Genomic DNA, 24,123 nt, shown 5'->3' on the forward strand with positions numbered 1-24,123 from the left:
ATTTCTTAAAATGCAAAATCTGCTGTGGCGGGTGACACCTGGCGGGGGGATTGGTTTTTCAGGGTCGAATTGACCAACCCGCAAGGAAACCAAGTGCTTCGACGATTCATACTGGGGGCAGCCCTCTGCCTGTCAGGAGAGGCGTTAGCCAAACCGCCCGCTGGCAGCGTGTTCTGCACCACCTATCCTTCGGCATCCGTTTGCACTGGGCAGCAACCCTCCTGCACCTACTGTCACGTCGCCCCGCCACAGCGGAACTCCTTCGGAGCTGGGTTGGAATCCCACCTGGCGCCTGGTGCGCCGCGCCCGCTGTCCGACAATGACTTCGCCTACGCACTCCCCACGGCACTGAGGGCGGTCGAAGCGGCGGACGCCGATGGCGACGGCGTGCCGAACCTCGTGGAGATCCAGCGAGGAACCCTGCCGGCCGACGCCAACAGCTTCCCGGTGGATACGGGCGGCTGCGCGGCGGGCACCAACCCCCAGTATGACGTGTGCCGCTACGACACACGCTTCGCGTACCGGCGCGTGCTGCTCGATTTCTGCGGACAGTCGCCCACCTATGCCCAGCTCAAGGAGTTCTCCGCGTTGAACGCCGATGAGCAGCGCGCGCGCCTTGACGCTGAGCTCGACCGCTGCACCCAGAGCGACTTCTGGCGTGGCAAGGATGGCCAGCTGTGGAAGCTGGCGCACCCGAAGATCCGCCCGGTGGGCTCGCTCAAGGCCGGACAAGATGAAGGGGCCATTCCCCTCGCTGACTACTACGACGATTACGCGCTCTACGCCTATTCGCAGATTGACGACCACGACGCGCGCGATGTGATGACGGCGAAGTACTTCGTCCGCTGGTCGTCGAACCCCACGCGCTACTCGATAACGACCCAGCCGAATACGTTCCTGTACGTCCAGGACGAGAAGTACCGCGCGGGCAACATCACCTCGTCGTGGAGCCTCGTCTACTTCGTGATGTTCACCGCGCTCCCGCGGAACGCCGCGTCACAGGCCTACCGCGCATATCTGGGCTACGACATCGCCAAACAAGAGGGCCTCTACAGCATCCCCAACGAGCCCCGCGACTACGACGCCAAGGGCGTGACGGAGCCCGCCTGCGCAGCCTGCCACGCGACGCTCGACCCATTGAGCTACCCCTTCCGCAACTACCAGGGCCTCTCCCTCACGGACCAGCTCAGCTCCGCGAACTACATCCCCAATCGCCTCGAGACGTACTTCAGTGACGTCGCGCCGACCATCACCCAGACCCCCGAAGCCGGCTACATCTTCGGCCAGCCGGTGAACAACCTCGTCGAGTGGGCCCAGGTGGGTGCCAACAGCGACGCTTTCGCCATCGCCACCGTCACCGACTACTGGAAGCTGCTCATCGGCCACGCCCCGACTCCCGAGGAACACGCCGAGTTCGTCGCCACCTGGCAGCGCTTCAAGGGCACGCACCAGTACCGCGTGCAGCGCATGCTTCACGATCTGATCCGCACGGAGGCCTACGGTGCGCCCTGATTCTCTTCGCGTTTTGCTCCTGTCCGCCGTCTGCGTCCTCATCGCCTGCCCGTCCCCGTCCCCGTCCCCGTCTCCCTCTCCGGCTCCCCCGGGGCAAGACGCTGGCACACCACCTCCTCCCGAGTTGGCTCGCTCCTCGCGCAACAACCTGCGCTTCAAGGGCCCGGAGCGGCTGGCGTCCGACTTCGCGGCGGCGTTGTCACTGCCGGTCGAGCAGGTGTGCAACGAATTGGGCCAATACCCGTGCACCACCAACGTGCACACCGTGGCCCTGGGAGGCGTCGAACCCTACGGCCTGGGTGTCTACGAGCCGCTGCCCTTCACCGGAGTGACCACGCCCATCGCCGTTGACCGTGTGGCGACGGCGGCCTGCGCCCGGCGCGTCACGCTCGACGTCACCACTCCCTCGGAGGCCATCATCTTCGGGGGCATCGAGCTCAACGCCCAGGGGCGCCTGACGAGCCGGGAGGGCGAGCCGGTGAAGAACGCCATCACCTCGCTCTACCAGCGCGCACTGCTGCGAGACCCCACCGAAACCGAGGTGGGCGCATTGCTGCAATTGGCTACCGACATTGAATCCTCGAGCAGTCAGGCGCCCGGCCGCGACTGGATGAAGGCCGCCTGCTTCGTCGTCCTCTCCTCCGCCGAGTCCATCTTCTTCTAAAGGGAAATGACATGTCTCTCCGCAACACTGGTCGACTCTCGCGCCGGGAGATGTTGAAGGCACTCTCACTGTGCGCAGCGGGCTCCGCGACGCTAGGACCCCTGCTGACGGGCTGCCGCGAAGCACTCAATACCCCAGAGGCACTCGAGAGGTTCGGTGGCGTGCGCCGCGCCCGCCTCGATGGAAAGCCTCGCTTCCTCATCGTGGTGGGCGCGACCGGAGGCGCCTCCATCGTCGACAGCCTGCTGGCGGTGCGCGCCTCGGAGGCGGGTGCCAACGCCTCGCGACTCAACACCTTCCCGGACGAGCAGGTGCAGGGCGTGGACGGCTCCCCGTTCCGCGCGGTGAAGGTGAGCAACCAACTGATGGGCAACATCCCTCAACTGGTGAACACGGATCAGCTTCCCTTCGTGCGTAAGCACAAGGACTCCATGCTCGTGGCCACGACGGTGGGCACCTCGGTGAACCACGCCATCGCACAGAAGCGGAGCATTACGGGCAACGCGGCCTGGAGCGGCCGCACACTGCAGGAGTGCGTGGCTCTGCAGTATGGCGCGGGCTTCCCCATTCCCAACGTGAACATGGGGATGGGCGGCTACTCCGAGCGCGGTACGGATGGCTCGCTGCCCTCGTACTGCTATGGGGAGGTGGTGTCCAACGCCTCGTTCTGGCCGTTGGGACTCGATGGCAGCAAGGGCATCAAGGACGCGCCTCCGCGTGACGTGGTGGAGATGGCTCGGCGCGCGCGCAATACGCTCGATTCACAGTCGGTTTTCGGACGGACGTTTGAGGACGCGGCGGCGCTCCAGCGGTGGAACGAGCAGCGCATCGAGGGACAACCGGCGCTGGAGGCGAAGGATCTCATCAACCGCCTCAACGTGCTGCCCAATCAGCCGCCGAAGATGCCGCTCACGGAGTACGGCCTGTCGAGTTCTCCCGATGGGGATCGGCTGCGCACGCTCTTCCCGGATTACCTGACCGACCCCGTGCAGGGACAGGCAGCGCTGGCGTTCCTGCTCCTCAAGTACCGGGTGTCGGTGACGGTGACGATTGGCCCGTCGTTCAACGTCGCGGTGAGAAACAATGAAGAGGAGTTCATCGCCAACCCACCGCTGGCCTTTGACTTCAGCCACACCGATCATCGCGCGGGTCAGGCCTTCATGTGGTCGCGGGTGATGAGCGTGGTGGACAAGCTCATCGACCTGCTCAAGGCGGAGCCTTTCGATGAGGCCACCGGCGAGAGCATGTGGGACCGCACGCTCATCTACGTGGCGACTGAGTTCGGGCGCACGCGCTCGCGGCCCAACGACGCCATCGCGTTCAGCTCCGGGCATGACCTCAACAACGGCTTCTTGATGCTCTCGCCCATGCTCAAGGGCAACACGGTGTTGGGTGGAATCGACCCGCTCACCGCGCTGACCTATGGCTTCGACCCGCGCACCGGAGCGCCACAGCCTGGCAAGATGACGACGAACGAGCCGGACATCTTCTCGGGTGTTCTGACTGCCCTGGGGGTTGATACCTCTGGCAGTGGGCTCCCCGACGCGAGCGCTTTCGTGCGCACCTGAGCCGAGCCATCCGGGACCCTGGCGTTGTACGGGGTCCCGGTCATGGGCGCACGTCGTTCAGGACTTCCTTGAGCCACCCCATCACCGCCCGGACCCTGGGCACGTGCTGTTTCGAGCGATGAACAACCATCCAGATGTCGCGAGAGGGGAGGCTGTCGCTGCTCCGCTCTCCGAGCCGCTGCGGAGAAACCTCCACCACCTCGGCGAGCCGCGCGGCGAAACCCCGGGGCAGGAGGGCTACACCGAGGCCCGCTTGGACCGCGAGCCCGAGTGACTCGATGTCTTCGACGAGCAGTCGTGGGGGACGGGTGGCGAAGACTCGTTCGGCATGGCGTTGTTCAGGGAGCCCGGCGAGCGAGCCTGTCAGGCCCATCCACGGGACCTCGGGGTGGAGCTCGAGCGAGGAGGCCGCGAAGAACGCGTAGGACACCGAGCGCACCTTCTGCGCGACGAGCTCGCCGCTCTCGGGGCGGAACATTCGGAGCGCCACGTCGGCTTCACCAGCGGCAAGGCTGCTGATCCGGTTCTCCGCGAGGATGCGCAGGCGCAGGTGGGGAAAGGCCCGGTAGAACTCCGGCAGGCGGGGTGCCAGCTCCCAGCGCACCATCTCGCCGACGGTGGTCAGGGTGACTTCGCCATGGAGCTCCGGCGTGTCTTCCAGGGTGGACCGAGCCGCCAGCGCTGCATCCACCATGGGCTGCACCGCCGCCAGCAACGAGGACCCGCGCTCTGTGAGCCGCAGCGGGGATTCGCGCAGCAGCAACGGGGAGCCGGCGCTTTCCTCCAGCCGGTCCAGGTGTCTGCTGATGGTCGACTGGCTCACGCCCAGGGCCTTCGACGCGGCGGTCAGGCTCCCGAGCCGAGCGACTGCCTCGAACGTGCGAAACAAGTCCCACTCCACCCGAACCTCCATGCAAAAACGGATGCCTGCCTTCCAAATCTAACGGTACCCATCCGCTCGTGCGGCCTCTAGTTATTCGGGGCAACCCCTTACCGGAGTGCCCCATGAAGATCCGCCACCTGCGCAACGCCACGACCCTGCTGACCCTGGGAGAGCACCGGCTGCTGGTCGACCCGATGCTCTCTGAGCAGGGGGCGTTCCCGGGTTTCAAGCTCTTCGGAGGCGGCCGTCGCCCCAACCCCCTGGTTGCTCTGCCGCCCGGCACATTTGCGTTGCTGGAGGGGGTGACGGGCGTACTCGTCACCCATGAGCACCCGGACCACCTGGACTCGGCGGGCCGTCGCTGGATACGGGAGCACGGGCTGCCCGTGTGGGCGCGCCGCGTGGACGCGCCGAACCTCAGGAAGAAGGGACTCGACGTTCACGAGCTCGAAGACGGCGCGCTCGGGATGGCGGTGGAGTTCATCCCGTCCCGGCACGGTCGTGGGTTGCTCTCCTGGCTGTTGGGGTCCGTGTCGGGCTACTACCTGGCGCACCCGGACGAGCCGAGCGTGTACCTCACGTCGGACGCGGTGCTCACGGACGAAGTCCTGGAAGCAGTGGAGCGCCTCCAGCCCGACGTCATCATCGCCCCGGCGGGCGCGGCGAACATGGGGTTGGGCGGCGACATCCTGTTCTCGGTCGACGAGCTCGTGACGCTCGTCAGGCGCGCGCCCGGACGGGTTGTCCTCAATCACCTGGAGGCGCTCGACCACTGCCCGACCACGCGCGACGGGCTGCGCGAGCGGATGAAGGCCGAGGGGCTGCTCGCGAAGGTGCACATCCCCGAAGACGGCGAGGAGCTGCACTTCGAGCGGCCGGACACGCTGCCGCATCCTCGCCCGAAGGCCAGAGCCAGCAAGGGTCCAGGCCTCCAGAAGTGGGTCTCCGCGAGGCTCACGGGAACGTGATGCCGCGGGCTCGCCCCCAATGTCTTCATCGAGGGCGAGCACCGCGTCATCCTCTGCCAGGCGGGGTGAGGTTGCCGAACACCTTCAGCAGGCCCTCACGGGTGGCCTAGTAGATGACGTAGGAGGCCGTACCGCTGCAGCTCGTGTCGCGGAAGCAGCCGACACGGATTTGATACGGCCTGTTCTCGCCCACGACGTTCGAGGTGTAGATGACGTGCGAGAGGGAACCGCAGGTGCCGAAGGTGTCGTCGTTCTCGGCCGCGACGTGGCCCGACGCCGAGTCGTGAAGCCGCACGATGGTGTCGCCGCTGCCGGAGGCGCCCTCCAGGCCACAGGTGCCCACGTCGATGGTCTGGCCATACGACAGCGTCACGTTCTGATTGGCGGTGTTGCGCGTGCCGCTGCTGGTGTTGGTGAGGTTGAAGGCGAACGTGCCCCGGACGAGGTTGGCGTTCGGGGTCACCTTCCACACCACGGTGCCACCGCAGAGCGAGCTGTTGGAGCAGCCGGCGCGAATGGTGTAGTCGCCGGAGGCCCCCACCCTGTGCTTGAAGTAACACGAGCTGGCGGCGAGCTCGTTGCCCTGCGCGTCGGTGAAGCGCAGCGAGGTGTTCCCGAAGGAGAGGGCGCCCTGCAGGGTGCAGGTGCCCACTTCCACCACATCACCCGCGGAGAGACTGATCACCTTGTCCGCTGTGTTCTGCCGGGCCTCGTTGGTCTCGCCCGTGAAGTAGGTGAACGAGGTGTCCGGGCGGACCGGGGGGGGCGGCATGTCGGCGCACAGCCGCGGGCTGGCGTTGTTGGTCGCGGCGCAGAAGGTGCTGATGGCGTTGAAGACGTAGGTGCTCTGCTCGCCGATGCAGCCCGTCTCGGAGCACTTGTTCACCACGTTGCAGGTCCCGTTGGCGACATAGTCCGCGTCACCGCGCACGACGATGCTCGCCACCGTGTAGTTGGTCGTCTCGTACACGGCCGAGCCCGAGTTGCCCGCGAAGGTGTCCGTGGTGGACACCAGGAAGTCCAGGGCGCTCGCACGCCCGTCACGCACCGTGCCACCGGAGTCGATCTTGAAGGGGATGGCGCTGCCGCTGCCGATGACGGCCAGCTTCTGCCCGACGGCCAGCGGGGTGTTGCCCTTGCGGACCGGTGCCGGGGTGAAGCGCGGCGTGGCCGGCCGGTCCAGGCGCAGGATGGAGTAGTCCATGTTCCCCCGGCTCGTCCAGCCCAGCTCATGCGCCACGATGCCGGTGCAGCGGAAGATGTCCTGCGTGGTGACCTGCTGCAGCTGGCCCTCCGCGGTCCGGTAGAAGTTGAAGACGAAGCGGGTGTTGGCGCACTCCTCGGCGTTGGGGACACAGTGGGCCGCGGTGAGCACCAGGTCATCGTCGATGAGCGTGCCGGAGCAGAAGGCCGCCCGCGGGTCATCCCGGAAGCGCTCGGTGGTGCAGAGGTTGCGTGCTTCGCCCAGCGTCTGGCCGGTGAAGACGACGTGGTTGGGGTCCGTCGCGTCGATGAGAGGGGGGTGCATCAGCGCCACGGTGGACTGCTGCGCCAGCGCGCGCAGCGTGGCGTCTGGGTGGGCGTAGACGTCCAGCCGGTCGTCCATGCCATAGACAACCTCGCTCTTCGTCTCTCCGGGTGCGTCCTTCTCTGCTTCCTGCTCCTTCGCCGGGCCGCAGCCCGCCGCGAGCGTGAGCGTACACATCACTCCGCCTACGAATGGACGCACCTGTTGCCAGAACTTGAGATGTTTCATGGGGGTTGTTCCTGCTTTCTTGGGGGGCGATAAAACCTGCCATTCCTGGCAGTCCTGCAAAACAAGGGTATCAATAAAGCTCACGCCCAGTACGAGGATTTGAACGGACCGTGGGGATGGTGGAGGTTTTCACTCAACCTGTCGTGACGGCATCCATTCATTTGCCTGCAATGGCAACCATTGCGGTTCTCGTGGCACCGCCGCCCGATGATGGGGCCGGTAGCGTCAGGAGCGTTGCCCACTGGCGTCCCTGCTACAACCTTGGGACTTGAGGAGGAGGGGATGCATCCGAGCGTGGCCTTCGCCATCGATGACACGGAGGATTGGCAACTGCCGCTCGCGGGCCCGGGCTTGTTGCTGAACGTGCCTTTCGAGGGCCATTGGCGCCAGTCGCCGTCTCTGCACTTCGAAGCCGCGCCGAACTACCGGCTGCGCCTGATGAGCGGGGGACAGCCGTTGCTCTGGGTGCGCATCCACGGCTGGTGGGACCTGTGCGGCTTCCTCCGAGGGAATGCCAGCGCTCCTTGGGGACTGCCTCCGCTGTCCGCGGCCGAGGTGCGCGCGGTGGTGCACGCACCGGGGACGGAACGTTGGTGGGAGGCCTGGATGTGGCACCTGGGCCGAGCGATTGCACACTCCGAGCATTCGGTGCTTCACGCGGGCCGGTGGTGTCTGCGGCCCCTCCTGGCCACCAGTGCCCCCGGGGCGCGCCGCTATCCCTTCAGCACGATGGGGTGGCAGTTCGGCCAGCCTCCGCTTCCACCGCATTCGCCCGAGGGCGTGCTGCGCTTCGAGCGGTTCCGGGTCGAGGACTGGCGCGATCTCGGGGAGTCCTCGGAGGAGCGAATGCGCGCGGGGGCGATGATGCCGCTGCGTGCGCCCTCTCCCGAGGACGATGGGCGGGTGAAGAGCTGGCGCAAGCGCGCTCGGGACGGGACGCTGCCTCCCGTCCTGCTGCTCTACGTGGACTTGCTCATGAAGTGGTTGGTGCTCGATGGGTACGACCGGGTGCACGCAGCCCTGCTCGAGGGTGTCACTCCGCCTCTGCTGGGGCTCTGGCCCGTCCACGATGAGGCGTTGCCCGCAACCCCCGAGCGGAACCAGGGCAGCATGCAGGCGGCGGAGCTCCTCCTTCGCGAAGGGGAGACGCCAGCGCTCATCGACCGGGTCAATCGCATGCTGCGAGTCAATCATGCGCAACGCAGGCGAGGCACTGTGACTCGGGGCTGGCCGCTGCGCGGTGGCGTCGAGGCCTGGCGGGCCGAGGTGCTCGCTTCCCGCCGGAGCAATCCCTTTCAGGCGGACGCCCATGACTGGGACTGGTTCGTGTCCTCCCGGGACTGAGAGGACCTCTCGGACGGAGCTACAGGAAGCTACAAACTTGCCTCGAGCTGTATCCCGGGTGAAGGTGTCCGGCGTCGTTAAGCCGTCAGCCGCAAGCCACCTTCCCTTGGAGTCCGCGAATGATGCTCCTCCTCACGGCCGTGGCCTCGTTGACCATGGCGACCGCGCCTGGTGACGGCTCGTCACACCTGCTGCGCGTGGAGCTGGATACAGCAGCCCTTTCGGCGCTTCCCCCCACGTGCTTCCGCGATCCCACGAAGGCCTCGTACGCACCTGCATCGGAGCAGGACTTCACCTGGGTGTTGCGCGATGGGCAGGGAGGCTCGAGCACGCTCGAAGCGGGTGCGCCCTCCTTCATCTTGGGCGATGCGGGAAGGGTAACCCTCCCCCAGCAACTGAGCGGCTCCGATGCGCGGTACTCCCTCCAGAGCTTTCAGGCTCGCGTGGAGGGCTCGAGCATCATCACGCACCACACATCCATTGAGATCGAACTCATGCCTGGCGTGGAGCGCTGGACGGGAACCCTCACCCTGAGCGCACGCGATGAGTGCCGCAGCGGCACGTGCCAGCTCACCTGCGAGGTGAAGCTGCCGTTCACAGCAATGCCCGTGCCGCTCAGCCTCGCGCGCGCGGCACGTTGAGGCTGAGCGCGGGCGGGAGCGCTCAGGCTTTCGAACCGGGGGGGACCGCTGGCCACTCGGACCCGGGTTGCGTCCGGTCATCCTCTGGAAGGGACCACTGGCGCCACGCCGACACCGACGCGTGCTCGAGTCGGTTCTGCTCGGGGCATGCCTCACGCTCCGAAGATGAGCTCGATTCTGGCCCTCCTGCTGCGGGGGGTGCTGTTTGCGGCGGCGGTGGGCTCCCTGGGCATCGCCGCCATCCTCCTGCTCTGGGTTCCCAGCGTGGCACTGTCGGCGCTTTGCGTCGCGCTGGCTCCGGTGCGGATCGCCCGGAGAGTCCGGCTGACGGCCTTTGGAATCGGCGTACTCGGACTCACGGCGGGTGCTCCGTTCGCGGCTCGGGAAATTCAGTACCGCTTGGACACCCTGGCTGAGGGTTTGGCCGCGAATGGTTGGAAGCTCTCTCCGGCCGGGCGCGTACAGGTGGCCACGCTGAACCTGGCCATGGGATTGGGAGGCTATGCCCTCGGTTACCCCGAGGTCGCGAGCGAGACGCTGTGGATGTTCGTGCCCGGACCTCCGGTGCGCGAGTGGCGGGGTGACTTCGCTATGGAGTCTTCGCTCGTTCGCCAGAGCATCCGGGACATGCTGGAGGAAGCCCGGCGCCAGGGCCGCACGGAGGCGCCCGTGAAGCTGTCGAGGCGGCGGGTATTGTGGACGAAGCGAGACCTGGGGCGAGACTCGCTGCGGGTCGCGCTGGCGCTGAACAGTCCGCTGTATCTCGATGCAGTGGCCTACCCGCAGAACGAGGGATGGCGGTTGGAGATCCAGGGAAGGGCCGCCGTGCGCTACCCATCGCGCAACCGCGTCCCGCTCGGCCGGTTGTTCGGCCAGCCGCTCGTCATCGAGGAGGGCCTGTTCGCAGCGCTCCAGGTCGCGGGTTGGCTCCACCCCTACGAGGCGGTGTGGCGCTGGACGGTGGAGGAGCACCGGGTGTGAGTTCACGATATGTCTTCAGGAGGGTGAACGCTCCCTCCCTCTTCCGGGTGAGTGTTTTCATGGACTTCTGAGTGTTCTTTTCCGAGGTGTGCCCCTCTACTCTCGACAGAGATACCGGCGGCCTTCTCCGGAATAGAAAAACAGACAAGACCATGTCCAAAGGCATCCGCAAGACCTTGCCGTCCATCGACAAGCTCACGGACAACAAGAAGGATGGCATTTATCTGGAGGACGCCAAGGTCGATGGCAAGAAGCTGATACGCCACGAGTCCATCGCCGACCTGGTGGCGAGGTACGCGTGGGCCTACGACACTCGTGACTGGGACGCGCTCGTCGAGTGCTTCACCCCGGACGCGTCGCTGACCCTGCGAGTCGCCGGCGGCGACCTGGTCGGACCGTTTCGGGGACACACGGAGATCATGCGCCTGATGCGGGACTCCGCCGCGAAGCAGGACGACCGCAGGCGGCACGTGTGCACGAACCTGGTCGTTGACCCCTCCGGTCCTGACACGGCCACCGCGCGGTCGTACCTGACGCTGATCTCGGTGCGGGACGGGCGCCTCGAGGTGCTGTCCACCGGGACCTACACCGACGAGGTGGTCCAGGTCGGGGAGTCCTGTCGGTTGCGCGCCCGGCACATCGAGCTCGACCTCCCCGCTGACGGCCGGCGCTCTCAATGAACCTCGGACTGATCCCCGCCAAGTGGGCGGCCCTCACTCCCCGGCGAACCGCGCTGGTCGACATCGCCCACCAGCGGCGCATCGACTGGGCCACCTTGGACACCCGGGTGCGCAGGCTGGCCAATGGCCTGCGGGCACTGGGCCTGCGCTCCGGTGACCGGGTGGCCGTGCTCAGCCGCAACAGCATTGAGTACCAGGAGCTCTACTTCGCAGTGGGCCGCGCGGGCCTGGTGCTGCAGCCGCTGAATTGGCGGCTGTCCACCGAGGCGCTGCGCACCCTCGTCGCCGACGCCCAACCCGCCGTCCTGGTCGCCTCGGCCGAGTTCCGGCACGTGGCCGAGGAGCTGGGCCGGGCGGTGGACCTGGTGCGCCTGCTCCACTGTGGACCCGCCGGGGATGGCAGCTATGAGGAACTTCTCGCCTCCGCGCCGGATACCGAGCCGCCCTGGTGCGAGCAGGTCCAGGATACCGACCCCTGTTTCATCCTCTACACCGGCGGCACGACCGGAGCGGCCAAAGGCGTGGTGCACTCCCATCGCAGTGTGGCCGCCGGGATGCTCAACCAGACGGTGGCGGAGCGGATCGTTCCCTCCGACGTCTACCTGCTCACCGGGCAGATGTTCCACATCCCCGTGGTGCTCTCGATGAACTACCTGGCCCACGGCTGCCCCGTGGTGCTGATGAACTTCGACGCCCGGCAGGCGCTGGAGGTCATCGAGCAGGAGCGGGTCTCGGCGTTCCTCGGCATCACCACGATGCTCAACTGGATGCTGGAGGTGCCGGGGTTCGACACCTACGACCTGTCGAGTCTGCGCAACATCCAGTACGGCGGCGGCCCGATGCCCAGCACCATGGTGCGCGCGGTGGCGGAGGCCTTCCCGTGCGGTTTGATCCAGGGCTACGGGCAGACCGAAGGGACGACCATGTCGTTCCTATCCCAGGAGGACCACCGCGACGCGCTGCGGGGTATCCACCCGCACCGGCTGCGCTCCTGTGGCCGCGAGGGCTTCGGCACCCGGATCCGAGTCGTCGATGCGGACGGCCACGACGTGCCGCGCGACGGAAGGACTCCCGGAGAGATCGTGGTCCGCAGCGAGGCCAACATGCTCGGCTACTTCCGGCGGCCGGACCTGACCGCGGCCATCCTCCGAGACGGGTGGATGCGGACCGGCGATGTGGCCACCTGGGACGAAGAGCGCTATCTGTACATCGTCGATCGACTGAAGGACATGATCATCTCGGGGGGAGAGAAGATCTACAGCGTCGAGGTGGAGGAGGCGATCGGCAGGCACCCGGCCGTGCTGGAATGCGCCGTGATCGGGGTGCCCGACGAGCAGTGGGGAGAGTCGGTGAAGGCCTTCGTGGTGCTCAGGCCGAACCGGAAGGCGACAGCGGAGGACATCATCGACGTCACTCGCAGGCACCTGGCCTCCTACCAGAAACCCCGTTCGGTGGAGTTCGTCACCGAGCTGCCGAAGGCGCCCACCGGCAAGGTGCTCAAGCGGGAGCTGCGCGCACCGTACTGGGCAGACAGGGACCTCTCATGAAAACACCAGGCGTGTACATCAGCGCGACCGGGGCCTACCTTCCCGAGCGGGTGCCGGTCGAGTGGGCTGTCGCCCAGGGACATCTGGGCGAGGCCGAGGCCAACCGGTACGGCATCACAGGCGTCCCGATCGCAGGCGACCTCCCCGCGCCGGAGATGGCGCTCCGGGCGAGCAGGCAGGCGATGCATCGCGCTGGCCAGGACCCGGCGGCGCTGAGCCTTCTCCTGTACGTCAGCACCTGGTACCAGGGACCCCACGGCTGGTGTCCCCAGTACTACGTCCAGCGGCACACCGGCTCCGGACAGGCGACCGCAGCGGAGATCCGCCAGGGCTGCATGGGCCTGTTCAGCGCCTGCGAGCTGGCCGCGGCTCACCTGATCGCGGCACCGGAGCACACGGCCGCCCTGATCACCTCGGCGGACAACTACAACTCCCCGCTGTTCGACCGTTGGCGGTCCAGCCCTCACTCCCTGTGCGGCGACGGTGCGTGCGCGCTGCTGCTCTCCAGGAAGAGCGGTTTCGCACGCCTGGAGTCGATCAACTCGGTGACACTGCCCCAGTACGAGGACAGGCACCGGGGAGCGGCCCCCCTGTTCCCGCCGGAGGCGTCCCTGGGCACCAAGGTCGACCTCGAGAGGGCCAAGGCGCAGTGGCTCTCAACCACGGCCACGGACCCGCGGGAGCTGGCGACGACGATGGCCAGAACCCTGCTGGAGGTCGTCGACAGGACCCTCCGGGAGGCGAGCCTGGACATGTCCGAGATCACCCGGGTCGCCTTCGTCAACTGGTCCGAGGAGCGGGTGCGGGAACGCGCCGCGGTCCCGCTTGGACTGCCCATGTCCAGGTTGACCTGGGAGTACGGCCGTACCATCGGACACGTCGGCGCCAGTGACCAGGTGCTCTCGCTGGATCACCTCCTCGTCTCCGGCGAGCTGAACGCGGGGGACAACCTCTTGCTGCTCGGTACCGGGCCGGGGGCGAACATCGCGTGCATGGCCGTGCGGATCCTGCACCGGCCGCGTTGGGCGGAAGTCGAAGACGTGAGGTGAGCGCATGAGAGGAATTGGGAGGCCTTCTTCTGCTCCTGCCTCGCCGCTGCTTGAGTCGCCAAAATCGTCTCATCCTCCCCCGATTAGGGGAGAGCGGCGTCGCGGGGACGGATGTTACTCTCACGAGCAGAAAGAGAGGCGTTCCATGCTACGTAACGCAATGCGCTTGTTTTCTGTGATTGTTGGAGTGTCCTTCTCGTGGGCGCACCCCGCGCTGGCGGAGGACAAATCGGCAAACAGCGAGAGCCTCAAGTGCGAAGGCATTCGTGAGTTGAAAGCGCTGGTCGAGAAGCAACAGTCCATCCTGGCGCAGAACAATGCCTACGCGGTCAATCTGACGGAGTTGCTCGCAGCGGGATACATGCCCGCGGCGTGTCCGGATGGCTCGCGTGCGAGCGTGTCAGGGTCGAATTTTGTGGGAGGGTGTCACTTCACCTATGGGCTGGTATACGTGGTGAACAATCCACAAACGGGTGACTTCGCTTTCGAAACCGTGGCCCTTGGTGTCGATGGGACGCCGTCCGAGGGGATGGAATTGTATATCACCCGGATCGTGAGCCGTTACCATGACTTCATCGAGTCCTATATGTATCACAATGGAGTTTACAGCGATGTGGATTTGAATGCGTGCTCGCAGGCCCGGTAGTCTCGCGCTTGCCTTCGCCCAGAGCAACGGACAGGTCCTGAACGCCAATGGCGGACTCAGCTGTCCGTTGCTCTCCGGGGGGCGGGGTCACTCGTAGCCGCTGTTGCAACGACTGCGCCACCCGTCTGCTTCAGCGGACCTTGAACCGCCTTCCAAGTTCAGTGCTAGGCTGCTCATTATGTCGCTCTCCTTTCCGGGCCCCATGAGCTTCGCCGAGTTCGAGGCTTTCCGCAGGCACGCTGCCCTTTGGCTTCCCGCTGCCACGGATATCGCCCGTCAGCATTCATTAATGAACCAGCTCGAGGGGGGCGAGGAGCCGCTCAAGCCTTTCGCAGAAGGGAGCAATCTGGTCGCGGCCATCGGAAGCCAGTACGTGTTGAAGATCTTCCCCCCGATGTTGCGCCACCAGTTCGTCGCCGAGCGCGCCTCGCTTCGACAACTGCACGGGCGGCTCTCGGTATCCATTCCGGAAATCGTCGTGGAAGGGGAGCGCGAAGGCTGGCCCTATCTGGTGATCACCCGAATGGACGGGGTCACCGGCGAAGCACTCTGGCCCGCTCTCTCCGAGAACGAAAAAGAAGACGTGATGAGGCAGATTGGCGAGCTGATCGCCGAGGTGCAGCGCGTGCCGCCGGGGCCGCTCCTCGAGCTTGAACCGCGTTGGCCGGACTTCCTGCGGGCGCAGCTCGACAAATGCCATGCACGGCATGCGCGGCAAGGGCTCCCGCCGCCGCTCCTCGATGAGCTGCGTGAGTATCTGTCACGGGCTCCAGAGGCGTTGGGGGCCCCCGTTTTGAACGGAGAGCCGACCGTTCTTCTTACGGGCGAGTACATTCAGCAGAACTTCTTGTTGAAGCCGGGGGCAGGAGGGGGCTGGAGGCTATCGGGCCTGATTGACTTCGGCGACGTCATGACCGGGTGGGGTGAATACGACTTGCTGGGGCCCAGTACTTTCATGGGCGGTGGAATGCCCGGAAGGATCCACCAGCTGCTTCGGGGCTATGGTTACGGCGACGCCGAAATCAACCCCACGCTTCGGCGCCGCTTGATGATGCTCTTCCTCCTGCACCGCTTCAGTGATCCCCTTCGCCAGGTTCGAATCGAAAGCTGGCCGGATCGAGTGCGGACCCTGGAGGCGTTGGAGCGTTTGATCTGGCCGCTCTCCTGAACCGGGGTGGGGCTAGAATGCCAGTGGCAGGCTCACCACCCCACGAGCCTGGGCACTTGGGCGCCACGCGAGCTTCTCGGGCGCCGTGGCCAAACGCATCTCCGGGAGCCGCTCCAACAGCAGCTCGATGGCGATGCTGGCCTCCAGTCGGGCCAGGGGCGCTCCCAGACAGAAGTGGATGCCATGGCCGAAGCCCACGTGCTTGTTGGGCGTACGCCCCACGTCAAACCGGTCCGGCTCGGAGAACTGCTCGGCATCCCGGTCCGCGGCCAGGTAGTTCACCCGGACGGCCTCATGGGCCTGGATGCGCTGGCCGTGCAGCTCCAGCTCCTCCTTCGCGAAGCGCAGGATGCTCAGCTCGAACGGGCCGCAGTAGCGCAGCATCTCCTCCACCGCAGAGGGGATGAGGGAGTGATCCTCCCGTAGCCGTTGGAGCTCGTCCGGATGCTGCAACAGCGCCAGCAGGCCGTTGCCCAACAGGTTTCCGGTCGTCTCATAACCGCCGACGAGCAGCAGGAAGACCATGCTCGTCAGCTCCTCACCGCTCAGCCGATCTCCCTGCTCCTGCACGGCGATCAACGCGCTGATCAGATCATCCCGGGGTTGCTGACGGCGCTGCTCGAAGATCTCCCCCAGGTACTTGAAGAAGAGCTGGTGGGCCTCGCGGGTCTTCTCCTGGGCGTCCTTCGACGGAGGGGCGAAGAACGCCTGCGTCCACTCGCGGAACCGGTCGCGGTCCTCCGGGGGAATCCCCAACAGCTCGGCGATGACGATGACGGGCAGCGGAAAGGCGAACAGCTTGAGGAAGTCTCCCCCGGAGCCGTGGGCCATCAGCCCCTCCAGCAGCTCCGAGCAGATCGCCGTGATGCGCGGGCGCAGCTCCTCGATTCGGCGCGGGGTGAAGGCCTTGGACACCAGCGAGCGCATCCGCGTGTGGTCCGGTGGGTCCACGGTCAGCAGGTGCCGACTGAGTGACCTCAGCTTATGGCCGAAGAACCGCTGCCGAACCTCCTCGGGCAGGCGGGTGGGATCCTGCGTGAAGCGTGGATCCCTCACTATCGAGAGCACATCCTCGTAGCGCGTCAGCAGCCAGAAGTGCATCCCCAGCTGCGGATCCGTGATTCGGGCGACGGGGAACTCCTCCCGCATGCGTTTGTAGAGGGGGAACGGGTTGGCGCGCACGTGGGGAGACCATAGCGTCTCTCCCTCCGCGAACAGGGGACTGGCCGTCATGGAGCGCTCCTTCGCATGGAAGGCTCCAACTTTAGACCGTCGATGCCTGAGTAGGTCCTCGCCGCGATCGATTTGGCCCTGGGTGAACATGTTCATCCAGGACAGGAGAGGGCTCCTCCCTTTCAGGCACCGACAGGGAGCGCTGGCGAGATGGGGGCGCTCGGCCTCGTGCAGGCTACCCAGCTAGGAGATGGAGGCGAGCAGCCTGTCGAGTGCTGCGTAGCTCTCGTTGAGGCCCTTCTCCATTCCCGCGCTCAGCATTCCGTCTCGCTCCTCCGGGGTGTGGAAGAGGGACGTGCTGATGACCCGGGTGCGGCCGTCGTCGAGCGGCTCGAGCGTGAGGCTGTCGATCGACACATAGCCCGGCATGCCGTCCCACTCGAACGTGCTCACGAGGCGCTCGGGCGGCGTCACCTCGCGATAGCGGCCCTCGAACCCGTTGATGCCCTCGGGGCCGTGCTCGACGAAGCGCCAGTGTCCGCCGGGCCGGACCTCCATGCGCTCGATGACCAGCTTGTTGCCTCGGCCCCACCACTGCGCCACCAGGTCCGGATCCGTCATGGCCAGCCACACGCGTTCGCGGCTCGCATTGAAGATTCGTTCGACCCGGATTTCTCGAGCACTTGGAGTGGTAACGCTCGCCTGCTGCATCTCCATTTGCATGATGGCCATCCTTTCGTCGTGCCTTCGAAGCATCCGCGGGGTGCTTTCTCCTTCTTTCTTAAAGATGGACACGCATGTGTCTCGCTCGCAGCAACCCGGGTCTGGCTCCGAGCCGACTCAGCCGAGCGTCATCTCGGCAGGGGTGCAGGCGCCGGTCTCGTCGAATCCTCTGTACGAGTCCTCTGACACCCTCTGCCGCCAACTGGCTCGCGGTGATGGCGCAGCGGCAGTTTCCACTTCGACACAGTCGCGCGAGAAGAGGCAGAACGGCGCGATCTTACCCACGCGCCAGGGAGTATGAGCGCCCGTCCGCCAGTCGCCTGGCGCGAAGGAGGCGTTCCCCATGGATTGTCGTATGCAGCGAGTCCTGTTGAGGAAGTTGTCTGGAGTTTCCATCCTGTTTCTGGCGACCGCGTGTGGTCCCGGAGCTGTGTCCGAGTCACCTGAGCTGCCAACCCAGAGCGCGGCGCTCTTCGCGGGTGAGCCGCTCGTGAGTGCGTCGAGCGGACGCTGTCTTGACGTGATGCAAGAGAGCCGCACGCCCGGCACAGGGCTGCAGATTTATGGCTGCCACGGCCGCATCAACCAGGCCTTCACCTTCACCGCCGCAGGCGAGCTGCGCACCTACGACAACACGCTGTGCGTGGACACGGCCTCGGGGCAGACGGCCCAGGGCACGCGTGCCGTTATCGCCACGTGCACGGGCTTGCCGGCGCAGAAGTGGGTCTTCAACGCGAACGGCACCGTGGTCCACACGGCGAGCGGCCTGTGCCTGGATGTGGAGGGCGCGAAGACCGAGGACGGGACGCCTGTCATTGTCTGGGCCTGCAATGGACAGACGAACCAGAAGTGGTCCCGTCCCGCGGCCCCGGACACGCAAGCGCCCACGCCGCCGAGTAACCTCGTGACGAGCAATCTCACCTGTAACTCGGTGACGCTGAGCTGGACGGGGTCGACGGACAACGTGGGCGTCGCCTTCTACGACGTGTACCACGATGGTCAGCAGATGAAGTCCGTGGACGGCAACACGCTCTCGACGTCGCTTACGGTGGTGCCGGGCGTCACCTGGGGCCTGTACGTGAACGCGCGCGACGCCGCGGGCAACGTCTCGCAGGCAAGCCCCACGCTGTCGTTGACGCCGCCGCAGTGCCAGGTGGACACCACGCCACCGACGGCACCGACGCAGCTGTCGGGTAGCGCGTCCGGAACGAGCGTGACGTTGAGCTGGAACGGCTCGACGGACAACGTGGGCGTCACCGGCTACGACGTGCTCCGCGGCGGCGCCAAGGTTGGAACCGCGACGGGCACCACTTTCGTGGACAGCGGGCTCGCAGCGAGCACCACCTACACCTATGCGGTCGTCGCCCGAGACGCTCAGGGCAACGTGTCCACCGCGAGCAACGCGCTCACGCTCACCACGGACGCGGCCTGCTCAAACCCCATCTGCTCGGTGACGCAGGTCACGACGGACACGGACATCCCGTGGGGGCTTGTGCCGCTCCCGGACGGGACGGTGCTCTACAGCCGCCGGGACGCGCAGGACATCGTGCGCTTGAATCCAGCGACGGGCGTGAAGACGACGCTCGGCAAGGTGCCCAACGTGCAGAGCACGGACGGAGAGGGCGGTCTGCTCGGGCTCGCCGTCGCTCCGACGTTCAACACGGACCGCTGGCTGTACATCATGCACACGTCGCCCACGGACAACCGCATCGTGCGCATCAAGGTCACGGCAGGCTTCACACTCGACCTCGCGAGCGAGCAGGTGCTGGTTCAGGGGTTGTTGCGCAACAAGTTCCACAACGGCGGCCGCCTGCGGTGGGGCCCGGACGGCAAGCTGTACGCGAGCACCGGCGACGCGCAGAACGGCGCCAACGCGCAGGACACCTCGAACCTCGCGGGCAAGGTGCTTCGCATCAACCCGGACGGCACCATTCCCAGCGACAACCCGTTCGGGAATCTCGTTTGGAGCTATGGCCACCGCAATCCGCAGGGGCTGGCCTTCGACTCGAGCGGTCGGCTCTGGGAGCAGGAATTCGGCAACTCGGTGATGGACGAGACCAACCTCATCGTGAAGGGCGGCAACTACGGCTGGCCCAACTGCGAGGGTACGGTTTCTCAAGGCGGAAGCGGTTGCGCGACTCCGGGCTACATCGCGCCCAAGCAGACGTATTCCACGGCCGAGGGCTCGTGCAGTGGAATCGCCGTCGTGCGTGACGTGCTTTACGTGGCGTGCCAGCGCGGCACGCGGTTGTACCGAGGCGTCATCTCGGGCTCGAGCCTCACCAACGTGACGCCGTACTTTGTCGGAACGTACGGACGGTTGCGCACGGTCGAGCCGTCCGTGGACGGGAACCTCTGGCTCACCACGAGCAACTCGGGGGATAAGGACAGCATCCCCAACAACAGCAACGAGAAGATCTTCCGCGTGCTGCTCGGCAATTAAGCGCAGGGAAGGTGTCCCAGGGAAGGTTGTCAGAACGGGCTTCGAAGTAAGCACGCTCCCTGGGGCACCCGCCGAGCCGTCAGCCGCTGGTGGGCTCGAGCGGCTCACATGGGCCTACAGTGTCGGCATTGGAGCACACGCTTACGGGAGTGCCTGCGGAAATCTCTGGCACCTTGTGCGCCACCTGGCTTCGGCGCGTGTCTCCGAATCAAGCCTGGGAACGGTGTCAAAGAGGTCGTCGCGGAGCGCGGCATCTTGAAATGTTGGAGACGGTCTCGCCGGACCCTAGGGGGCGCCTTCGTGTCAAAATCCTCTCGTTTTCCTTCTAGATGTTTTTCCCTGCTCTTTTTAACAGCCGCCTTCGTCACGGGTCTCGTGGGCTGTTCTAGCCCTCCTCCCGATGAGGATGGGGAGGATGGGGGGCCCGTGAGTTCCGTGAGCTCCGCCCAGGTGGTTTGCTCCACCCCGCCTGCCTTCGATACGGCTCTGGTGGCCCGTGTCACGCTCACCCTCTCCGCTCCGGACATCACCGAGCGCTCCTTCGTGCTTGGGGGCCATGTCTCTTCCTGGCGCGCGACCCTCGAGGAGCTCCCACCTGGCGCCAACCGCACCTTCGTTGCCTCCGCCTACTCCGCGGACGACACGCTCCTCTTCCAGGGCCGCGCCTCCGACGTCACCCTCACCGCAGGGCAGACCACTCAGGTCTCCATCACCCTCCTGAGGGTCACGGGGGGCGTCAACAAGCCGCCCGTTATCACCCGGACGTCCCAGTCGGCCGTCTCCGTGACGGGTGGGGAGAGCGTGACGTTCGTCGTGGAGGCGCATGATCCGCAGGGAAGCGTGCTCAGCTTTTCGTGGCAGGCCAGCGCGGGCGGCTCATACTCCGACAGTTCCACCTACATCAGCCAGGCGAACTGGAGGGCTCCAGATTGCGTGCCCAAGGGCACGACGCCCCCCACCGTGACGGCCACGGTGACCAATGCCCTGGGCCTCTCCGTCTCTGCGTCTTTCTCCGTCACGGTGAGCAAGACGTGCTTCGTTCCCCCAGTCGTCAGCATGGCCGCGGGCAGGGTCCATTCGCTGGCGCTCGATCGGGACGGCACGCTCTGGGCCTGGGGAGGCAACGCCTATGGCCAGCTGGGCGACGGCTCCGGCCCCGATTTCGACCTCCGCCACCTCAACCCCACCCAGGTGCTCACCCACGTCTCGTCCATCGCGGCGGGCGCCTACCACACGCTGGCGATCAAGCAGGATGGCACGCTCTGGGCCTGGGGCCACAACGGCGATGGCCAGTTGGGTGATGGCTCCACCACCGACCGCCTCACGCCCGTGCAGGTCCTCAGCGGTGTCTCCGCCGTGTTTGCGGGTGACTCCCACACGCTGGCGCTCAAGCAGGACGGCACCCTCTGGGGTTGGGGCCGCAATGCCTATGGTCAGTTGGGCGACAGCACCCCCACCGATCGCCCCACGCCCGTGCAGCTCGCCACCCAGGTCTCGACCCTGACGGCCGGTTACTTCCACAGTCAGGTGCTCAAGCAGGACGGTACCCTCCTGTCCTGGGGACGCGGCGGCTCCGACGGCATCGGAGATGGCTCCACGCTCACCGGAATCTCCGCCCTCGCGGCGGGCCATCAGTACTCGCTGGCGCTCAAGCAGGACGGTACCCTCTGGGCCTGGGGAAACAACGATCGTGGCAAGTTGGGCGATGGCTCCACCACCTACCGCCCCACGCCCGTGCAGATCCTCACCAGCGTCTCCGCCATGGCGGCGCGTGACCAGCACACGCTGGCGCTCAAGCAGGACGGCACCCTCTGGGCGTGGGGCGGCAACTTCTACGGAGCGTTGGGGGATGGCTCCACCACCCGCCGCACCACCCCTGTGCAGGTGTTCACCCAGGTCTCGGCCCTGGCGGTGGGCTACAACCACACGCTGGCACTCACCCAGGACGGCGCCCTTTGGGCCTGGGGCCACAACTCCGAGGGCCAGCTGGGCGACGGCACCATCGCCGATCGCACCACTCCCGTGCGGGTGCAATGGCCGTAGTCCTCCGCCAGGCGAAGAAGCCCGCGGTGAGTACGTAGACGGAGCGCTGGCCGTTGACGCCCAGCGCTCCCAGCTGCATCAGGCCAGGTCAAAGAGCAGGGCTTCGAGCGGCTCGGAGGCGGAGAGCACCAGCCGAGACTCCTCGGACACAGCCACGCCGTCTCCGGCCTTCAGCTCCACGCCGTTGAGCGTGCCCCTGCCCCGTGCCAGCTGAACCCAGGCGTGGCGGTTCGGAGCCAGCGTGTACTCGGCTTGCTCGCCCTTGCCCAGCAGCGTGCTGTGCAGCACCACGTCCTGGTGCACGGTGAGGCTGCCGTCGCGTGCGTCGGGGCTGGCCACCACGCGCCAGCGGCCCTCGCGCTCGGACTCGGGGAAGGACTTCTGCTCATAGCCAGGCTTCAGTCCGCGCCGGTTGGGGATGATCCAGATCTGCAGGAAGTGCAGCTCCTCGTTGGCGCCGTTCATCTCGCTATGCAGGACGCCGGTGCCCGCCGTCATACGCTGCACCTCGCCGGCGCGCAGCAGTCCCTCGCCGCCCGTGCTGTCCCGGTGCGCGATGGCGCCGCTGAGCGGGTAGGTGATGATCTCCATGTCCCGGTGCGGGTGCGTGTCGAAGCCATCGCCCGCCGTGACGCGGTCCTCGTTGATGACGCGCAGGGCGCGGAAGCCCATGAAGTCCGGGTCGTAGTAGCCCCCGAACGAGAAGGTATGGTGGGAGTCCAGCCAGCCGTGGTTCGCATGTCCGCGCGCTTCAGAGGGTCGAACGATCATCATGGGGTGCTCCTTGTCTCGATGAGTTGCCTCCAAGATGTCGCTGAGCTGGGTTCTCCACCAGATGCGAATCCTGGAAGGACAGTTCCGCTCATGGAACAAAGGAGCTGATGGGGGTGAGCGGGCTGGGTTCTCGCGGCTGATGGGGACAGTCCGCCCCCTCACTCCAGATATGCCGGGAACTTCGGCAGTGCGCGAATGTCCTCCGGCGCATGCTGTACCAGGAAGTGCCCGTGGGTGTCCTGGATGAGTGCCTCGACCCGTTCGAGGGACGAGAGCGTCTCCGGTCGGCTGAGGTTGAAGTGCGGCACGACATGGTTCTGCCAGTTCTCGCGCGTATGGCAGAGGTCGCCTGAGAGGACGAACGTGCCCGCCCGCGGGAGCCGGACGACGAGCGACTGATGTCCGGGAGTATGCCCGGGCGTCTGAATGATGCGCACGCTGCCATCGCCGAAGACATCGGCATCGCCGTCGAGGAGTTGCAGCTTCGCCGTGCGATACGCGGAGAACACCGTCGCATCCACACCGAGTGGCGTCGGGGTCTGGGTCGCCCAGTCGAGCTCGCGCCGCTGGAGGATCCACGTGGACGAGGTGAACGCATTGGCATTGCCGGCATGGTCGGCATGCAGATGCGAAAGGGCGACATAGCGCACGTCCTGGGGGTCGAGGCCGAGCTGCCGCAATTGAGTGCTGAGCGGAGTATCAACATAGGTCCGATTGCCCACCGGGTCGGCTCCAGGCGCCTGGGCAATGGAGTCGCTCAGCCCCGTGTCCCACAAGAACACGCCTTGGGGATGCCGGATCAGGAAGCAAGGGACGGTGAGCGTACCGGCCTGGCCCGTGGGCTCGCCGCTGCCCGAGAAGAAGCCCATGTCCTTGATTTCGATCCGACCGCAGTCGAGCACGTAGAGACGAATCGGAGGTGACTCCTCGGCAGGGGAGGCCGGCGCGCCGGCAGCGGGTGACCTCACCCCGGCGCACGCGGTGCAAAGGACAGGCATGAGCATGAAACAAAGCAGGTGGGAAATTCGGGACATGTTCTTCTTCTCCAGATGTTGGCTTGGGACCCGGGTCTCCATTCTGTAATCTCAAAGACGAGTCATGTCGATGCAAAACCTGACGTCCGTCCACAGGCATGGATTGGCAACGGCAGCTCCAGATCGTGCTTGAAGATTTAGAACCTTCGTCGCTCCCGTCAGGGTGGAAAGCCTCAGATTTCAGGTGGTTACGGAAGTGTCCGCGGAAATCTCTGGCGCCTTGTGCGCCACCTGGCTTCGGCGCGTGTCTCTAGGTCGAGCCTCGCACGTCGCGAGCTCTGAACGCGAAGAGAAAGGGCAATCCACATGAAGACTCTCAAAGCGATGAGCGACCGCATTCTGAAGCTGTTCCTGTCTGAGGTCTCCGCTGGCGCGTGCATTCCGGAGCACGGCCAGTGCTGTGCAACTGGCAAGCGCTTTAACTGCTACGGCTCCTGTGTCACCTCGAGCGGCTGCCGGTAACGCCTGATTCATGCTCATTCATGGCCGGACATGCCGTCTCGGTGTCCGGCCATGGTTCCCGGGA

21 protein-coding genes are annotated in these 24,123 nt (G+C 66.0%); 15 read left to right on the forward strand and 6 right to left on the reverse strand.

From position 1 onward, the window contains the following. Positions 1–93: 93 nt before the first annotated feature. The 3 genes from F0U60_RS18795 (at position 94) to F0U60_RS18805 (ending at position 3,744) form a co-directional block, all read left to right on the forward strand. Positions 94–1,512 carry a hypothetical protein gene (locus F0U60_RS18795; RefSeq protein ID WP_395821840.1) on the forward strand — a complete coding sequence of 473 codons (1,419 nt, stop codon included), beginning with the start codon at positions 94–96 and terminating at the stop codon, positions 1,510–1,512. A 124-nt stretch (positions 1,513–1,636) separates the two neighbouring features. Further along, complete coding sequence (locus F0U60_RS18800; RefSeq protein ID WP_395821842.1) at positions 1,637–2,176, forward strand: hypothetical protein; 540 nt, start codon at positions 1,637–1,639, stop codon at positions 2,174–2,176. A gap of 11 nt (positions 2,177–2,187) precedes the next feature. After that, positions 2,188–3,744, forward strand: a complete 1,557-nt coding sequence (locus F0U60_RS18805) for a hypothetical protein (RefSeq protein ID WP_395821845.1) — start codon at positions 2,188–2,190, stop codon at positions 3,742–3,744. Between the two features lie 40 nt (positions 3,745–3,784). Here F0U60_RS18805 and F0U60_RS18810 read toward each other — a convergent pair whose 3' ends face one another. Next, complete coding sequence (locus F0U60_RS18810) at positions 3,785–4,633, reverse strand: LysR family transcriptional regulator (protein WP_395821847.1); 849 nt, start codon at positions 4,631–4,633, stop codon at positions 3,785–3,787. Positions 4,634–4,749: 116 nt separating this feature from the next. On the opposite strand from F0U60_RS18810, the gene F0U60_RS18815 reads away from it, so the two are divergent. Further along, positions 4,750–5,595: an MBL fold metallo-hydrolase gene (locus F0U60_RS18815; RefSeq protein WP_395821850.1), complete on the forward strand. Its 846-nt coding sequence runs from the start codon at positions 4,750–4,752 to the stop codon at positions 5,593–5,595. A 106-nt stretch (positions 5,596–5,701) separates the two neighbouring features. Here F0U60_RS18815 and F0U60_RS18820 read toward each other — a convergent pair whose 3' ends face one another. Continuing rightward, positions 5,702–7,351 carry a trypsin-like serine peptidase gene (locus F0U60_RS18820; protein WP_395821853.1) on the reverse strand — a complete coding sequence of 550 codons (1,650 nt, stop codon included), beginning with the start codon at positions 7,349–7,351 and terminating at the stop codon, positions 5,702–5,704. A gap of 282 nt (positions 7,352–7,633) precedes the next feature. Between F0U60_RS18820 and F0U60_RS18825 the strand changes: the two genes are divergently transcribed. The 8 genes from F0U60_RS18825 (at position 7,634) to F0U60_RS18860 (ending at position 15,407) form a co-directional block, all read left to right on the forward strand. Beyond that, positions 7,634–8,695 (forward strand): hypothetical protein, encoded by a 1,062-nt coding sequence (locus F0U60_RS18825; protein WP_395821856.1) that lies wholly within the window; start codon positions 7,634–7,636, stop codon positions 8,693–8,695. Between the two features lie 119 nt (positions 8,696–8,814). Then, the gene (locus F0U60_RS18830; protein ID WP_395821859.1) at positions 8,815–9,336 is read left to right on the forward strand and encodes a hypothetical protein; all 522 of its coding nucleotides are present in this window, start codon (positions 8,815–8,817) and stop codon (positions 9,334–9,336) included. Between the two features lie 165 nt (positions 9,337–9,501). Then, positions 9,502–10,317, forward strand: coding sequence for a hypothetical protein (locus F0U60_RS18835; RefSeq protein ID WP_395821861.1), 816 nt, complete (start codon positions 9,502–9,504; stop codon positions 10,315–10,317). A 152-nt stretch (positions 10,318–10,469) separates the two neighbouring features. After that, positions 10,470–10,997, forward strand: coding sequence for a nuclear transport factor 2 family protein (locus tag F0U60_RS18840; protein ID WP_395821864.1), 528 nt, complete (start codon positions 10,470–10,472; stop codon positions 10,995–10,997). After that, positions 10,994–12,544 carry an AMP-binding protein gene (locus F0U60_RS18845; RefSeq protein ID WP_395821867.1) on the forward strand — a complete coding sequence of 517 codons (1,551 nt, stop codon included), beginning with the start codon at positions 10,994–10,996 and terminating at the stop codon, positions 12,542–12,544. The genes F0U60_RS18840 and F0U60_RS18845 overlap by 4 nt, the downstream gene beginning before the upstream one ends. Next, on the forward strand, positions 12,541–13,593 hold the full coding sequence (locus F0U60_RS18850) for a ketoacyl-ACP synthase III family protein (RefSeq protein WP_395821869.1): 1,053 nt from the start codon (positions 12,541–12,543) through the stop codon (positions 13,591–13,593). Before F0U60_RS18845 ends, F0U60_RS18850 begins: the two co-directional genes overlap by 4 nt. A 145-nt stretch (positions 13,594–13,738) precedes the next feature. Further along, entirely contained in the window at positions 13,739–14,239 is a 501-nt protein-coding gene (locus F0U60_RS18855; protein WP_395821871.1) for a hypothetical protein, read from the forward strand. A gap of 202 nt (positions 14,240–14,441) precedes the next feature. Further along, positions 14,442–15,407 carry an aminoglycoside phosphotransferase family protein gene (locus F0U60_RS18860; RefSeq protein ID WP_395821873.1) on the forward strand — a complete coding sequence of 322 codons (966 nt, stop codon included), beginning with the start codon at positions 14,442–14,444 and terminating at the stop codon, positions 15,405–15,407. A gap of 12 nt (positions 15,408–15,419) precedes the next feature. On the opposite strand, the gene F0U60_RS18865 is transcribed toward F0U60_RS18860, so the two are convergent. Both F0U60_RS18865 and F0U60_RS18870 read right to left on the reverse strand, forming a co-directional pair. Further along, positions 15,420–16,640: a cytochrome P450 gene (locus F0U60_RS18865; RefSeq protein ID WP_395821876.1), complete on the reverse strand. Its 1,221-nt coding sequence runs from the start codon at positions 16,638–16,640 to the stop codon at positions 15,420–15,422. A gap of 183 nt (positions 16,641–16,823) precedes the next feature. Next, positions 16,824–17,303, reverse strand: a complete 480-nt coding sequence (locus F0U60_RS18870) for an SRPBCC family protein (protein ID WP_395821879.1) — start codon at positions 17,301–17,303, stop codon at positions 16,824–16,826. Between the two features lie 430 nt (positions 17,304–17,733). Here F0U60_RS18870 and F0U60_RS18875 point away from each other — a divergent pair, with 430 nt between their 5' ends. Then, entirely contained in the window at positions 17,734–19,746 is a 2,013-nt protein-coding gene (locus F0U60_RS18875) for a lectin (RefSeq protein WP_395821882.1), read from the forward strand. A gap of 426 nt (positions 19,747–20,172) precedes the next feature. After that, positions 20,173–21,789 (forward strand): RCC1 repeat-containing protein, encoded by a 1,617-nt coding sequence (locus tag F0U60_RS18880; RefSeq protein WP_395821884.1) that lies wholly within the window; start codon positions 20,173–20,175, stop codon positions 21,787–21,789. A gap of 78 nt (positions 21,790–21,867) precedes the next feature. Here F0U60_RS18880 and F0U60_RS18885 read toward each other — a convergent pair whose 3' ends face one another. Together F0U60_RS18885 and F0U60_RS18890 are read right to left on the reverse strand one after the other, a co-directional pair. Further along, positions 21,868–22,563, reverse strand: a complete 696-nt coding sequence (locus tag F0U60_RS18885) for a pirin family protein (protein ID WP_395821887.1) — start codon at positions 22,561–22,563, stop codon at positions 21,868–21,870. A gap of 158 nt (positions 22,564–22,721) precedes the next feature. Next, positions 22,722–23,639 carry an N-acyl homoserine lactonase family protein gene (locus tag F0U60_RS18890; RefSeq protein ID WP_395821889.1) on the reverse strand — a complete coding sequence of 306 codons (918 nt, stop codon included), beginning with the start codon at positions 23,637–23,639 and terminating at the stop codon, positions 22,722–22,724. Positions 23,640–23,903: 264 nt separating this feature from the next. Here F0U60_RS18890 and F0U60_RS18895 point away from each other — a divergent pair, with 264 nt between their 5' ends. After that, positions 23,904–24,059, forward strand: coding sequence for a hypothetical protein (locus F0U60_RS18895; RefSeq protein ID WP_395821892.1), 156 nt, complete (start codon positions 23,904–23,906; stop codon positions 24,057–24,059). Positions 24,060–24,123 lie beyond the last annotated feature (64 nt).

Origin of the sequence: Archangium minus, assembly GCF_044360475.1 — a bacterium.
Classification (GTDB): Bacteria; Myxococcota; Myxococcia; order Myxococcales; family Myxococcaceae; genus Archangium; species Archangium minus.